We start from the raw sequence: 13,072 nt of genomic DNA on the forward strand, positions 1-13,072 counted from the left end.
TGAAATAAAAAATATAGGTGAGTGAAATGACGAAATTAAGAGAAGATATTGTAGAAAATATTGAAACTGAGATTGAGACGTATCAAGAATTACCTGAAAATATTAAAGAAAAACTAGAATGGTTCCAAGATCAAAAATTAGGCGTTATTTTTCATTGGGGGCTGTATTCTTTAGCTGGTATTGTGGAATCGTGGCAATTATCAGAAGAAGATGATTGGGCAAGGAAAAAACCGTGGCGAAATGACGTAAACGAGTTAAGGGAAGACTATTGGGGATTGAACCATTCATTTAATCCGTATCGTTTTAACCCAGAAGAATGGGCGAAAGAATGTAAAAAGGCCGGTTTTCGTTACATGATTTTTACAACGAAACACCATGACGGATTTAATATGTATGACACTAAATATAGTGATTACAAAATCACTGCTGAACCTAGTCCTTTTGCGGATAATCCGCGAAGTGATGTTTTTGGTGAAGTGGCAAATGCTTTTAGAAATGAAGGCTTAAATGTTGGAGCTTACTATTCTAAACCAGACTGGCATTCACCTCTTTATTGGGTTCCAGGAGAGCACGCTGTGGGACGACAAGCAAGTTACAATCCTAAGGAAAACCCAGAAATGTGGAAATCTTATAATGAATTTGTGACAAATCAGTTAACAGAAATCAGTGAAAACTATGGTGATATTGATATTCTTTGGCTTGATGGTGGATGGGTTAATGCTCGTGATGAACAGCTTGATATGAAACAAATTGCTGAAAATGTTCGCCACAATCAACCGGATATGTTGATTGTGGACCGTATGATTGGTGGGAAGTATGAAGATTACGTGACACCAGAGCGTAAAATTCCTGAAGTGCCTCCTACAAAAGTATGGGAAAGTAATATCCCATTAGCTAAAAATTGGGGATTCTGTCCCAATGATATTTACAAACCTTTTGAAGAAATACTCGATAACTTAGTTCAAGTTGTTTGTTTAGGTGGAAATCTGATTTTAGGTGTTGGACCAAAACCAGATGGACGATTACCAAATGAAGCACTAGCTATATTAAGACCACTTGGTGAATGGTTAGACATTTTTGGTGAAGCTATCTACGAAACAAGAGCTATTAAAGAGATTAACATACCTGGTTGGTCTTTTACTCAAAAAGCCAATAAAGTGTTTGCTTTTCAAAAACAAGGAAATACTGAACCATTAGTGTTAAAAGAGATTAGAAAAGAGTTACCAGTGATAACTTCCTTGAATACCAATGAAAAATTAGTAACTGATATTATTCAACCTGTTCAAGGTGATTCTTATTATCAGGTGTACTCTTTAGAATATTAAGAGGGATAAATAAATGATAGAATGTTGGGTTGGTACATTTAATGTAGCAGCTGGCTTACAACCAAATAAAGAACAATTAAAACATTGGCTTAATCAACAGGGAATAGATATTTTAGGTTTACAGGAAGTCGATGAATGGACTAAACGAAATCCTTATTCAATGGTTAAATATTTAGAGGAAATCTATTCAAATCGTTATTTTTCAAAAGCAATGGTTTTTGAAGAAGGTGAATACGGTAACGCCATTCTTACTTGTTTTCCTATATTAAGCCAGGACACAGTGAGTTTTAAGGAATATGGTTTAGAAAAAAGAGTGTATCAAAAAGTGTTATTAGAGATTATGGGTAAGCAGATTGCTTTGTATAATATTCATTTATCGTTTGAATCTCCAGTTATTCGTCAATCTCAAATAAGTGATTTGTTAGATGAATTAACTAAAGAGACTGCAGCCTACAAAATTATTTTAGGTGATTTTAATATGGATCAAAACTTAGAAGAATGGCAAGTATTTAATGACTATCAACTTATTAATGGTCATCAAGGTAAATGGTTAAGAACCTTTTTAGAAGAAGATAGCAATATGAACCATTATTCGATTGATAATATCATTTTATCTAACAATATTGAAATAGTAGCAATAAAAAATATAGTTACAGACTTATCAGATCATTCGTTATTAGCAGCAAAAATAAGGTTATTGTAGAGGAGAAAAGACATGATTACATTTCCAAAAGATTTTTTATGGGGTGCAGCAACATCTGCACCGCAAACAGAAGGTGCAGCTTTAGTAGATGGAAAAAGTCCTTCAACTTGGGATAAATGGTTTGAATTAGAACCAGAATTATTTTTTGATAACGTAGGCCCAAATGATACATCAAATGTGTATTATCAATATAAGGAAGACGTGGCTTTAATGAAAAAGATGTCGATGAATTCTTATCGTACATCGATTGCTTGGACAAGATTATTACCAGATGGTAAAACTTTGAATCCTAAAGCGGTAGCCTTCTATCGTGATTATTTCCAAGAGATGAAAGATAATGGCGTTGAGCCGATTGTTAACTTATTCCACTTTGATATGCCTTGGTGGTTAATGGAAAAAGGTGGTTGGGAAGCAAGAGAATCAGTTGACCACTTTGCTTTTTACGCCAAAACTGCTTATGAACAATTTGGTGATATTGTAAAAACATGGGCAACATTTAATGAGCCATTAGTTCATATTGAATGTGGTTATATGGGAGATGCTCATTATCCTAAAGTATATGATTTCAAGCGTGCTATTCAAGTTGGTTATCATACTTTATTAGCTCACGCCTTAGCTGTTAAAGCTTATCGTGACAATCCAAATAATGATGGACAAGTAGGGACGATTTTAAACTTGTCACCTGTTTATCCAAAAAGTAATGAACCAGAAGATGTTAAAGCTGGTAAAATAGCTGATTTAATTTATATCAGAAGTTTCCTAGATACAACGGTTCATGGTTATTTCCCAGAAGAGTTAATTGAAATTTATCGTGAAAATGATTTACTTCCAGATGTTGAAGAAGGTGACCGTCAAATTTTTGAAGATAATACAGTTGATTTTATTGGGTGTAATTACTATCAACCATTACGTGTACAAGCACCAAAAAATCCTCATTTTCCAGCAACATCTCCTGGAGCCTTTTCAAGTCACTATGATTGGCCAGAAAAAGAAATTAACCCACACCGTGGTTGGGAAATTTATCCACAAGGAATGTATGATATTGCAATGCGCTTGAAAAATGATTATAAAAATATCCCATGGTATATTTCAGAAAATGGGATGGGTGTGTCTGAAGAAGAACGTTTTATGGATGAAAACGGGGTAGTACAAGATACGTATCGTATTGAGTTCTTAGAAAATCACTTAATGAAATTAAATGAGGCTATTAATGATGGTAGTAACTGTTTTGGTTACCATATGTGGACATTTTCAGATTGTTGGTCATGGTTAAATGCTTATAAAAATCGTTATGGTTTTTATCGTGTGAACCGTGAAGATGGTTATTCACGTTCAGATAAAGCAAGTAGTTATTGGTTTAAGTCTTTAATTGACAATGGAGGATTTGAGAAAAGTTATGACAACACGGCTAATTAAATCCATTCAAGTTGAAAATAAAGAGCAGTTAAAAATAGCTAAAGCTTTAAAAGTAAATGCTGACAGATTGTTAGATACGGATATAGCAATTGGTTTTACTGAGGGTGATATTTCTCTAAAACTGGATGAAACAGTAGCTGGTTTAATTTCAGTTGATAGTAATAAGGTAACTATTACGGCAGATTCTTTAGACAATCTACTAGCTGTTGGAACACAAGGCTTACTACAAATTTATTTAGATCAACTTACTGAAGGTGAGACAGTAGTTACTTACGTTCAAAAAGAAAGAATTTTAATGATTGATATGGGAAGAAAATATTTTCCTAAAGAGGTCTTATTGAAATTTATTGATAGTATGAGTCTTGCTCAATTTAACTACTTGCAACTTCATTTTTCAGAGAACGAGGGATTTAGAATTGAATCAGAAGTGGCACCTGAGATTGTATCAGATGACTACTTAACTAAAAATGAAATCCGAGAAGTTATTCAGTATGCGAATCATTTAGGTATTGAGATTATTCCTGATTTCGATACACCGGGACATTTAAAACAATTATTAAAAGATAAACCAGAATGGCAACTAAGAAAGAAAAATGCAGATGGGCAACTGGAAAATTATCCATCAGCCCTAAATATTGTTGATTCAGAAGCTGTTTTGTTTATTGAGTCTCTTTATAAGGAATATGCTGAATTATTTTATGGCAGTACTTATTTCCATATTGGTGGAGATGAATTTGTTGATTTTGATGAAATTGACGCTTATCCAGATTTGAAAGAAGCAGCGGTAGCTTTATTTGGAGAACAAGCAACGGCTATGGATTATTTTGTTCATTACGTTAATCAAATAGCTGAAAAAATCAGTAGTTGGGGATTTGTTCCTCGCGTTTGGAATGATGGTTTTTATCGTTTAAATCGTAAGGAAATAGTTACTTTATCCGATAAAGTAGAAATAACTTATTGGACTAAGTGGCACCAACAAATGGCACCGGTAGAAACATTTATTAATAAAGGGTATCAAGTTATTAACTTTAATGATAATTATTTCTATTATGTGTTAGGTGAAGCAGCAGGATATACTTATCCAACCTTTGAAAAAATAATGACTGACTGGAATCCATTGATGTATCCACAGTCTCAGAAAGTTGAAAAGATAACGAATCAACTTCCAGGTGTCGCATTAGCTGTTTGGAGTGATATACCAGATGCTCAAGAAGCAGAGGTAGTTTTTGAAAAGGTATCGCCTTTGTTATTTGCTATTAGTCAAAAAGAAAATGACACTAAAATCGATTTACAAGATACTTTGTCAATTATTGAAAGAATACATAATAATTAATTGGTGTTAATAGATTAAAAAAATGTCTCCTCAAGTAATGAACTTGAGGAGACGCTAAGAGAATGACTAAAAATTAAGTCATTCTCTTATTTTTTTATTTTCTGGAAGGTATAGATAGAAGTAAACAGCTGTTCCTGAATAGTAACCACTGATAAAAAATGCAGCGATTAAGTGGAAAAAAGTTATTTTTTGGATAGAGACAATAAACATAAGACTTAGAATAGAACCAGACACTAAAGTATCAATAATAAATAATAGAAATAGATTGAGTTGAGGAAATTTCTTTTGAAAGAAACGAAGAAACGTTCCATCTAGTGGGTCTTCTTTTGTTTGATGCTTTAATAATAGAGTTAGAGATAATGAGAAGATTAAAGCCATCGAAGCTGTAATATAATGACTTGTGAATTGAATAAACCAGGGGCGCATATCAATAACGATAAAAAATGAGAAGAACGAGACAATAAAATTAAGAATAAATTTTGTGGGAAAAAGTAACCAAGATAATGCCATTAAAATAGGAGGAATAAAACCATATAAAGTGTTAGAGAGTGTTAAATCAAAGAGAATTGGTCGAATCACTGCGAGTAAGAGGAGTAGTAGTGAAATGAAGATGATATCAAGTTTTTGTTTAGTCATAAAAATGCCTTCTTTCTTTTCTTTTAGTATAGCTTCCTATTTCGAAAAAGTTAATTAATATGCATTTTTTGAACAAAATAAAACTTACTTATTTTATGTAATGTGTTCCTCTATGTTTTACTCTATAATGAAGGTATTAAAGTGAATGGAAAGGGATAAAATGAAAAGGAAAACAATCGTTATTTTAGTAATTTGTCTATTAATTGTATTAGGAGTAGCTCTTACTAATAATTTATTTTCAAATAAAGAAGAAAAAAATCTGGTCATAAATCCTGTGTACTGGGTATTGTCAGACACCCATTTTATTAGCCCAGAATTATACGATACAGGTGAGGCTTTTGAAAAAATTAAGAAAACGTCAGCAGGTAAAGAACTAGAGTATCAAAAAGAAAGTTTACAAGCTTTGGTAGATAAAGCGTTAAATGAGAAACCCGCTGGAATTATTATCACAGGAGACTTAACTTTAAATGGAGAAAAAAAGAGTGCAGAAGAACTAGCCAAGATTTTTCATCCGTTGGAAGAAAATGGTATTCAGTGTTTGGTTATTCCAGGTAATCATGATATTCAAGATGGATGGGCTAGAGAATTTAAGGAAAATAACTCAGTTAAATCTAGTCAAATAAGTGCCGATGAGTTCAAAAAAATATTTGATATAAGTTATAAGTATGGGACTCAACAAGATGATTCTTCTTTAAGTTATTTGGTGAATGTCAATGAGGACTATCAATTCTTAATGCTTGATACTAACATTTATAGCAAATTAGAAAGTACGACATCTCCCCGAACCAAAGGAGAGATTAAGCCAGAAACAATGAGATGGATTGAGAAGCAATTACAAAAAGGACAAGAGAACCAAAAAGAAACTGTCGTTTTTATGCATCATAATTTGTTGAAGCACAATGAGGTAGTTTATGAAGGTTTTGTCCTCAATAATAATGCGGAATTACAAAATTTGTTGAATGAATATCATGTCTCTTTAGTCTTTTCTGGTCACATCCATGCTAAAAGTGTAAAAAAAGATAAAACTCAGCAAATAAGGGAAGTCGTGTCACCTTCTTATAGTATGACAGAGCAATTGTACGGAGAACTTAGCTTAAGCTCTCAAAAAATTAGTTACGAGAAAAAAAGAGTTGATGTTGATTCTTGGGCTAAAAAAGAAGACCTTCAAGATCCTAATTTATTGAATTACCGTGAGTTTACCAAAAATTTATTTGTGGATGACGGTGAAAAAATGGCTTATGGTCAATTAATCGAAAATGGTCTGTATATAGAAGAGGACTTAGATGAAGCGGCTAGATTTGTAGGCCAGGCCAATTGGCGCTATTTTACTGGAAATAATGAGTTGTCCGAGTTGGAAATAGAAAAATTGAAAACTGATAAAGGATACCAAGTTATAAAAGAATGGTCTCCTGAGTTAAATAAATACTTAGATTCAATCATTAAACTAGTTGAAAACCCTGATATGTTTGAAATTGAAATCACTGGAAAATAGATGGAAAAATATAATTAGAGAGTATAATTGGACTAACTAAAAATTAAATAAAATCTTTTGTTATTTTTCAAGATAAATAAATTGCATTGTGGACACAAGAAGTCTATAATAGCTATTTGAAGTAGAGGAAAGGGATGGTAACTTTTATGAAACTAACAAATGCAACAGAGCAAGCGTTAGCGATAATAGCAATTCTTGCCACGCAAACTGAGGATATTCCGGCTTCATCACAAGCTATTTATAAGAAATTATCTGTGTCTCAATCATATATTAAAAAATTATTGAGAAAATTGGTAGTGGCTAAAGTAATTGAAGGTGTTTCTGGAAATAATGGTGGCTTTTACATTGAAAAAAGTTTAAAAGATATCTCTTTATTGGAGATAGTTGAGTCAATAGAAGGCCCACTACATTCATTTCCGCATGTAGGTGTTTTAGAACGAGCATTCTCTGATTTTAATGAGTTTGCACAAGACGGAAATCAAGAAATCTCACAAGTTTTCAATGAAGCAGATCATGCTTGGAATGAAGAATTAAAGCATGTTTCTGTACAAGATGTTTTGTCTAAAGTATTTACAGATTACGGCGAGATACCTAAAAGAGATTGGAATCAATTTATTTAAAAGCGAGGGACAAAGATGAAACGTTTAAAAAATGTTTTCGAACTGTATCGTCTTGATTGGACGAGAATTTTTAAGAATAAACTAACTTTTATTTTAATGATTGCTTTAATGTTTATTCCATCGCTTTATGCTTGGTTTAACATTGCAGCATTATGGGATCCATATTCAAATACAAGTGATATTAAAATAGCTGTGTATTCTGAAGATAAAACGGCAACGGTAATGGATCAAGAAGTCAACATTGGGGATAATATTATTGAAAATTTAAAAGATAATCATAATATGGGATGGCAATTTGTTGATTCTAAAGAAGAGTTAGATAAGGGAGTCAAAAGCGGGAAGTATTATGCAGGGATTTATTTACCTGAAAACTTTTCAGAAAACTTACTAAGTTTTGTTAAAGGTGATATTAAAAATCCTGAGATAGATTATAGTGTTAATCAAAAGATTAATGCCATTGCACCTAAGATTTCTGATAAAGGTGCTGGGACCATTAAAGACACCATCTCAGATGAATTTGTTGGAACAGTCAGTAAAACTTTAATGGAAGCTTTAAATGAAATAGGTTTTAACTTAGATAGTAATTTACCTTCTATTAAAAAACTAAGTAGTAAAATTTTAGAAGTTAATGACCATTTAGATGAAATTGATGGTTATACAAAAGAAGTTATCGATTTAAATAAAAAAATGCCTGAATTTAAAGATAAATTGAAAATGGCAAATGAATTTGTTGATATGATTCCTGAAGTGAATCAAATGACAGGTAAAGTATTAACCTTGAATCAAAAGATGCCAGAAATTGAAAAATACGGGCAACTAGTTTACCAAGTACAAGATAAAATTCCAGAAATAAAAGATGCAGGCCGTCAAATCAATCAAGTAGATCAAGATTTTGGTCAAGTTGTACAAATGATGGATGATGCGATTAATGAAGCTAAAAAAGGCTTAGGGATCATCCAAGATGCTCAAAAAGTTTTACCAGAAGTAAATGAGTTAGCTCAGACAGCTAATGAACTTATTCCACAAGTAAAACAAGATTTAGAAAAAATTCAAAACGCCCTTCCAAATATTGGTAGTGGGGTAAACTCAAGTCTTAAAATTATTCAAATGGTTTCTGCTGAAACACAAAAAATTGCAGATGGACTTGTGACAGCGATAGGTGACCATGAATTATCAGAAGAAGAACAAAGATGCGATTTATGATAAATTAGTCACTATATCGAATAAATTAGCAGGTCAAAGTGAAATGATTCAAGGGGTAATCGAGTTATTAGAAAGTTTACAAAGTTTCACTCATAGTAATCATTTAGATGGTTTTATTGCTCAATTACAACAAGCAAAAAATACAGTAGACCATATGAAACAAGATGTAGACAATGTTCTTAACAATTGGGGCTCAATCTCTAATTCAACAGAAGAGTTAAAAGCAACTTTAACAAGAATTAGCCAAGAAGCAGCTAATATTAACAGTGTTGTTAGTGGCATAGACATTAATGGTATCCAAAGTGAGGTAGATGCTTTAATTACTGAAGCCCAAAAAGCATTAACAGAAGCTGGAAATATTACAGGAAGTATTATAAGTGATGATTTAATTAATCGTGTGGATCAATTGATGACAAGTACTTCTAATATTATTACTCAAGCAGTTGGATTCTTAGAATCTTATCAAAAAGAATTACCTGCCATTCACAATGATATTCATGCAGCAAACGAGCTGTTAAATGGCAATATGGATCTTATTGTTGGTGGAATTAATAGTGGAGCAGATTTCTTTAGAAATGATTTTCCACAATTAAAAACGAAATTGAATAAAGCTGCCTTATTTATCCAAAATGATTTACCTGGTGTCGAAGCTGATATTCAAAAAACAATGAAGATGGTAAATGAAAAAGCACCAGATTTTGAAAAAGCTATGGCAGCTGCAGTTGAGTTAATTAACGAAGATTGGCCTAATATTAAAGATGGTATTGTTAAGGCAAGTGACGTTATTAAAAAAGGTGAAAAAGATTTGGATTTAGATGAATTGGTTAAATACTTGAAAAATGATGCTAATAAAGAAAGTGAATTTATCTCTAATCCAGTAAAATTAAAACAAACAGATGTTTATCCAGTTCCTAATTACGGATCTGCAAGTACACCTTTCTATACAGCATTATGTTTATGGGTAGGGGCGGTCTTGTTCTCAAGTATTGCTTCAACTAAATTCCATTTAAATGAAAAACAACAACTAAAATATTCTAAACGTCAACAATTTTTAGCTAGAATGATGACTTACTTAACAGTTGGTTTCTTCCAAGCATTAATTGTAGTATTAGGTAATCAGTGGTTGTTAGGTGCTTATACGAAAAATCCAGTTTGGAATGTGATATTTGCATTAATTATTGATTTGGCCTTTATGATGATGGTGTATGTACTGGTCGCTCTCTTTGACAATCTTGGAAAAGGGATTGCGATTATTATACTGGTACTCTCCATTTCAGCAGGTGGGGGTAACTTCCCAATTGAAATGTCAGGACCATTCTTTAGAGCGATTCATCCTTATATTCCATTCACTCATGCGGTTAACTTACTTCGTGAATCAGTAGGTGGAATTTACTGGCCAACAGCTCTTAAAGCAATAGCTATACTAATCGGTGTCACAATTGCTTTCTTTGTAGCAGGATTTATTTTATATCCAAAAGCAGAGAAGATGTTTAAGAAAATTAGTGATAATATTGCTAAGGGGCATATTTTACATTAATAATAGAAAAACGATTGATGAGATAAGTCTCGTCAATCGTTTTTTATTATAGTGGACTCAATAACAGAAATAAGATAATTTTCCATGTCATTATTAGGCGTCTGACAATCTTGAAGGAGCCATGATTTGATAATGCCAGTTATACCATAGGCGTAAAAAGAGCTATTTTGTTCAATTTGTTTTAATGGAAGCTTTTGTTGATTATTCTCCATTAAAATATTTTGAAATAGAAGTTGGGTATGTTGAACGAGACAAGCATCAAAAGAATGATGATCCTTAATAGTTAATGTTTTTTGATAGAATTTTTTATTTTTTTCAAAGTAATGAAGTATTCGAGGGATAATTTTGGTCCAATGTTCATAACTAATAAAATGTTCAATAATTTCAGTGATCTCTTGGTTGTAAATCCAATCAAGTAACTCGTATTTATCTGAAAAATGATCATAAAAAGTCTGTCTTCGGTAATCAGCATGGTTCATTATTTCTTTAATCGAAATTTTTTCAAATTCATGATGTTTCATCAATTCTTTAAATGAATAGGCAATTATCTTTTTGGTAATTAATGACCCACTTGATACCATTCTGACACATCCTCTCTCTTGTCTAATAAGAATAGCAAGTAATGGAATAAATAACAATTAAAAAAGTAAGCGGACACATTTTGAATTTTGTCCATTACCTAGAAAACGTTTTCCTATTATAATGAAGTTGTTGCTAAGATGCTAGTTATAGAAAGGAAGAACACAATGAAAAAAATTATAAACCAACCAGAAGAAATTTTAACTCAAATGCTTGAAGGATTAACTTATGCGTATAGTGATTTAGTTGAGAGAGTTCCTGAAACTGATGTAATTGTTCGAAAAAATACCGTAGAAGGAAAAGTTGGTTTAGTTAGCGGTGGAGGAAGTGGTCACGAACCTTCTCATGCTGGTTTTGTTGGAAAAGGTATGTTAAGTGCGGCTGTTTGTGGGGAAGTCTTTACTTCACCAACTCCTGACCAAGTGTTGGAGGGAATTAAAGCAGCAGACACAGGTGCTGGTGTTCTACTTATTATTAAAAACTATTCAGGGGACGTTATGAACTTTGAAATGGCAAAAGATATGGCAGAGATGGAAGACATTCAAGTAGAAACTATTATTGTTGATGACGACGTTGCTGTTGAAGACAGCACGTATACAGCAGGTAGAAGAGGCGTTGCAGGAACTGTTTTAGTTCATAAAATTTTAGGAGCTTATGCAGATCAAGGTAGATCATTAGCTGAAGTAAAAGAAGTAGCTGATAAATTAGTTCCAAATATAAAAACAATTGGTTTAGCATTAACAGGAGCAACAGTTCCTGCTGTTGGAAAACCTGGTTTTGTTTTAGAAGAAGACGAGATTGAGTTTGGTGTTGGGATTCATGGTGAACCTGGTTATCGTAAAGAAAAATTACAACCTTCAAAAGAATTAGCAGTTGAATTAGTTGGAAAATTAAAAGCTGAATTCTCATGGAGTGAAGGTGAGAAATTTGGATTGTTAGTTAACGGCCTAGGTAGCACACCATTAATGGAACAATTTGTTTTTATTAATGACGTGAAAGAGTTGCTTGAAAAAGAAGGTCTACAAATTGAATTTAAAAAAGTGGGCGATTTAATGACATCCCTTGATATGTCAGGACTTTCTTTAACTATGATTAAACTAGAAGATAACTGGAAAGAACAACTAAATTATCCAGTAGAAACAATTGCTTGGTAGGAAGAGGGATTTTAGATGACAAATGAAACGTTAAAAAAATGGTTACAATTATTTACAGATAAAGTAGTGGCTAATAAACAATATTTAAGTGATTTAGACACGCCGATTGGTGACGGGGATCATGGAGCTAATATGGCACGTGGTACAGCTGAAATGATGAAAGCCATTGAAGAAAAGCAACCTGAAACCGTAACAGATACGTTAAAATTAACTGCTATGACTTTAATTAGTAAAGTAGGAGGAGCATCAGGACCTCTCTATGGTTCAGCTTTTATGGGAATGACTAAAGCATCAATGAAATCAGAAGATATCGTTGATATTTTAGAAGCAGGTCTTGCTGATATTCAAAAAAGAGGTAAAGCTGAATTAGGCGAAAAAACAATGGTTGATGTTTGGGTACCAACAATTGAAGCTTTAAAAGACAATACTTTAACCATTGAAAAAATTCAAGGTTTTGCTGAAGCAACTAAAGATATTAAAGCAACAAAAGGAAGAGCTTCTTATTTAGGCGAACGTTCATTAGGTCATATTGATCCAGGTTCAATGTCTAGTAGCTATTTATTTGAAGCAATGATAGAAGCAGGAGTGATTGACTAATGACTTTAGGAATTGTAATGGTGTCACATGTATCAGACGTAGTAGTAGGAATTAAAAGATTAATTAATGAAGTAGCTAAAGATGTTTCTGTGACGATTGCTGGTGGAACTGAGGATAACGGTGTTGGCACTAGTTTTGATAAAATTCTAACGGCTTTTGATGAAAATGAAGCAGACAAAATTTTAGCTTTTTATGATTTAGGTAGTGCTAAAATGAATTTAGAGATGGCTATTGAGATGACAGATAAAGAAGTTGTCTTTTATGATGTAGCACTTTTAGAAGGAAGTTATACAGCTGCTGCCTTAATCCAGGCAGGTGCGGATATTTCTGCTATTGAAGAGCAGTTGGCTCCTTTAAAAATTAAATAATCAAGAAAGAGGAAATGAGATGAATGCTTTTTTGAGCAAACAGAAATTTCCTCTTTTGTTTCTACTGAATTATCAATGTATGTGTTACACTAAATAAAGTTTGAGATGG

The 13,072-nt window shown here is 32.6% G+C and carries 13 protein-coding genes; 11 read left to right on the forward strand and 2 right to left on the reverse strand.

Annotation, left to right across the window (positions count from 1 at the left end; translation table 11 throughout):
* Window positions 1-26: 26 nt before the first annotated feature.
* From ACODH8_RS11520 to ACODH8_RS11535, 4 genes are read left to right on the forward strand one after another with little or no spacing between them, the layout of a single operon-like run.
* Window positions 27-1,325, forward strand: a complete 1,299-nt coding sequence (locus ACODH8_RS11520; protein ID WP_332465058.1) for an alpha-L-fucosidase — start codon at window positions 27-29, stop codon at window positions 1,323-1,325.
* A gap of 13 nt (window positions 1,326-1,338) precedes the next feature.
* A complete protein-coding gene (locus ACODH8_RS11525) occupies window positions 1,339-2,028 on the forward strand; it encodes an endonuclease/exonuclease/phosphatase family protein (protein WP_332465059.1) in 690 nt (229 codons plus the stop codon).
* A 12-nt stretch (window positions 2,029-2,040) separates the two neighbouring features.
* Window positions 2,041-3,444: a glycoside hydrolase family 1 protein gene (locus ACODH8_RS11530; RefSeq protein WP_332465060.1), complete on the forward strand. Its 1,404-nt coding sequence runs from the start codon at window positions 2,041-2,043 to the stop codon at window positions 3,442-3,444.
* A complete protein-coding gene (locus ACODH8_RS11535; protein WP_332465061.1) occupies window positions 3,425-4,777 on the forward strand; it encodes a family 20 glycosylhydrolase in 1,353 nt (450 codons plus the stop codon). Before ACODH8_RS11530 ends, ACODH8_RS11535 begins: the two co-directional genes overlap by 20 nt.
* 78 nt (window positions 4,778-4,855) lie before the next feature.
* On the opposite strand, the gene ACODH8_RS11540 is transcribed toward ACODH8_RS11535, so the two are convergent.
* Window positions 4,856-5,413 (reverse strand): hypothetical protein, encoded by a 558-nt coding sequence (locus tag ACODH8_RS11540; protein ID WP_332465062.1) that lies wholly within the window; start codon window positions 5,411-5,413, stop codon window positions 4,856-4,858.
* A 160-nt stretch (window positions 5,414-5,573) separates the two neighbouring features.
* Here ACODH8_RS11540 and ACODH8_RS11545 point away from each other — a divergent pair, with 160 nt between their 5' ends.
* From ACODH8_RS11545 to ACODH8_RS11560, 4 genes are all read left to right on the forward strand, one after another.
* Complete coding sequence (locus ACODH8_RS11545; RefSeq protein WP_332465063.1) at window positions 5,574-6,905, forward strand: metallophosphoesterase; 1,332 nt, start codon at window positions 5,574-5,576, stop codon at window positions 6,903-6,905.
* A gap of 146 nt (window positions 6,906-7,051) precedes the next feature.
* Window positions 7,052-7,525, forward strand: a complete 474-nt coding sequence (locus ACODH8_RS11550) for an Rrf2 family transcriptional regulator (protein WP_332465064.1) — start codon at window positions 7,052-7,054, stop codon at window positions 7,523-7,525.
* Between the two features lie 15 nt (window positions 7,526-7,540).
* The gene (locus ACODH8_RS11555) at window positions 7,541-8,728 is read left to right on the forward strand and encodes a YhgE/Pip domain-containing protein (protein ID WP_420517748.1); all 1,188 of its coding nucleotides are present in this window, start codon (window positions 7,541-7,543) and stop codon (window positions 8,726-8,728) included.
* On the forward strand, window positions 8,691-10,265 hold the full coding sequence (locus ACODH8_RS11560) for a YhgE/Pip family protein (protein ID WP_420517749.1): 1,575 nt from the start codon (window positions 8,691-8,693) through the stop codon (window positions 10,263-10,265). The genes ACODH8_RS11555 and ACODH8_RS11560 overlap by 38 nt, the downstream gene beginning before the upstream one ends.
* A gap of 32 nt (window positions 10,266-10,297) precedes the next feature.
* On the opposite strand, the gene dhaS is transcribed toward ACODH8_RS11560, so the two are convergent.
* On the reverse strand, window positions 10,298-10,846 hold the full coding sequence (dhaS, locus tag ACODH8_RS11565; RefSeq protein WP_332465066.1) for a dihydroxyacetone kinase transcriptional activator DhaS: 549 nt from the start codon (window positions 10,844-10,846) through the stop codon (window positions 10,298-10,300).
* A gap of 165 nt (window positions 10,847-11,011) precedes the next feature.
* On the opposite strand from dhaS, the gene dhaK reads away from it, so the two are divergent.
* Genes dhaK through dhaM form a run of 3 tightly spaced genes read left to right on the forward strand, consistent with a single transcriptional unit; the run spans window position 11,012 to window position 12,963 of the window.
* Complete coding sequence (gene dhaK / locus ACODH8_RS11570) at window positions 11,012-11,998, forward strand: dihydroxyacetone kinase subunit DhaK (protein ID WP_332465067.1); 987 nt, start codon at window positions 11,012-11,014, stop codon at window positions 11,996-11,998.
* A gap of 15 nt (window positions 11,999-12,013) precedes the next feature.
* Complete coding sequence (gene dhaL, locus ACODH8_RS11575; RefSeq protein ID WP_332465068.1) at window positions 12,014-12,595, forward strand: dihydroxyacetone kinase subunit DhaL; 582 nt, start codon at window positions 12,014-12,016, stop codon at window positions 12,593-12,595.
* Window positions 12,595-12,963, forward strand: a complete 369-nt coding sequence (gene dhaM, locus ACODH8_RS11580) for a dihydroxyacetone kinase phosphoryl donor subunit DhaM (protein WP_332465069.1) — start codon at window positions 12,595-12,597, stop codon at window positions 12,961-12,963. The genes dhaL and dhaM overlap by 1 nt, the downstream gene beginning before the upstream one ends.
* Window positions 12,964-13,072 lie beyond the last annotated feature (109 nt).

Source organism: Vagococcus fluvialis, assembly GCF_048815235.1.
Classification (GTDB): domain Bacteria; phylum Bacillota; class Bacilli; order Lactobacillales; family Vagococcaceae; genus Vagococcus.

Coding starts and splice junctions, on each gene's coding strand:
- ACODH8_RS11530 (WP_332465060.1), top strand. CDS start 2,041: ATGATTACATTTCCAAAAGATTTTTTATGGGGTGCAGCAACATCTGCA.
- dhaK (WP_332465067.1), top strand. CDS start 11,012: ATGAAAAAAATTATAAACCAACCAGAAGAAATTTTAACTCAAATGCTT.
- ACODH8_RS11550 (WP_332465064.1), top strand. CDS start 7,052: ATGAAACTAACAAATGCAACAGAGCAAGCGTTAGCGATAATAGCAATT.
- ACODH8_RS11545 (WP_332465063.1), top strand. CDS start 5,574: ATGAAAAGGAAAACAATCGTTATTTTAGTAATTTGTCTATTAATTGTA.
- dhaL (WP_332465068.1), top strand. CDS start 12,014: ATGACAAATGAAACGTTAAAAAAATGGTTACAATTATTTACAGATAAA.
- dhaS (WP_332465066.1), bottom strand. CDS start 10,846: ATGGTATCAAGTGGGTCATTAATTACCAAAAAGATAATTGCCTATTCA.
- ACODH8_RS11555 (WP_420517748.1), top strand. CDS start 7,541: ATGAAACGTTTAAAAAATGTTTTCGAACTGTATCGTCTTGATTGGACG.
- ACODH8_RS11535 (WP_332465061.1), top strand. CDS start 3,425: ATGACAACACGGCTAATTAAATCCATTCAAGTTGAAAATAAAGAGCAG.
- ACODH8_RS11520 (WP_332465058.1), top strand. CDS start 27: ATGACGAAATTAAGAGAAGATATTGTAGAAAATATTGAAACTGAGATT.
- ACODH8_RS11540 (WP_332465062.1), bottom strand. CDS start 5,413: ATGACTAAACAAAAACTTGATATCATCTTCATTTCACTACTACTCCTC.
- dhaM (WP_332465069.1), top strand. CDS start 12,595: ATGACTTTAGGAATTGTAATGGTGTCACATGTATCAGACGTAGTAGTA.
- ACODH8_RS11525 (WP_332465059.1), top strand. CDS start 1,339: ATGATAGAATGTTGGGTTGGTACATTTAATGTAGCAGCTGGCTTACAA.
- ACODH8_RS11560 (WP_420517749.1), top strand. CDS start 8,691: ATGAATTATCAGAAGAAGAACAAAGATGCGATTTATGATAAATTAGTC.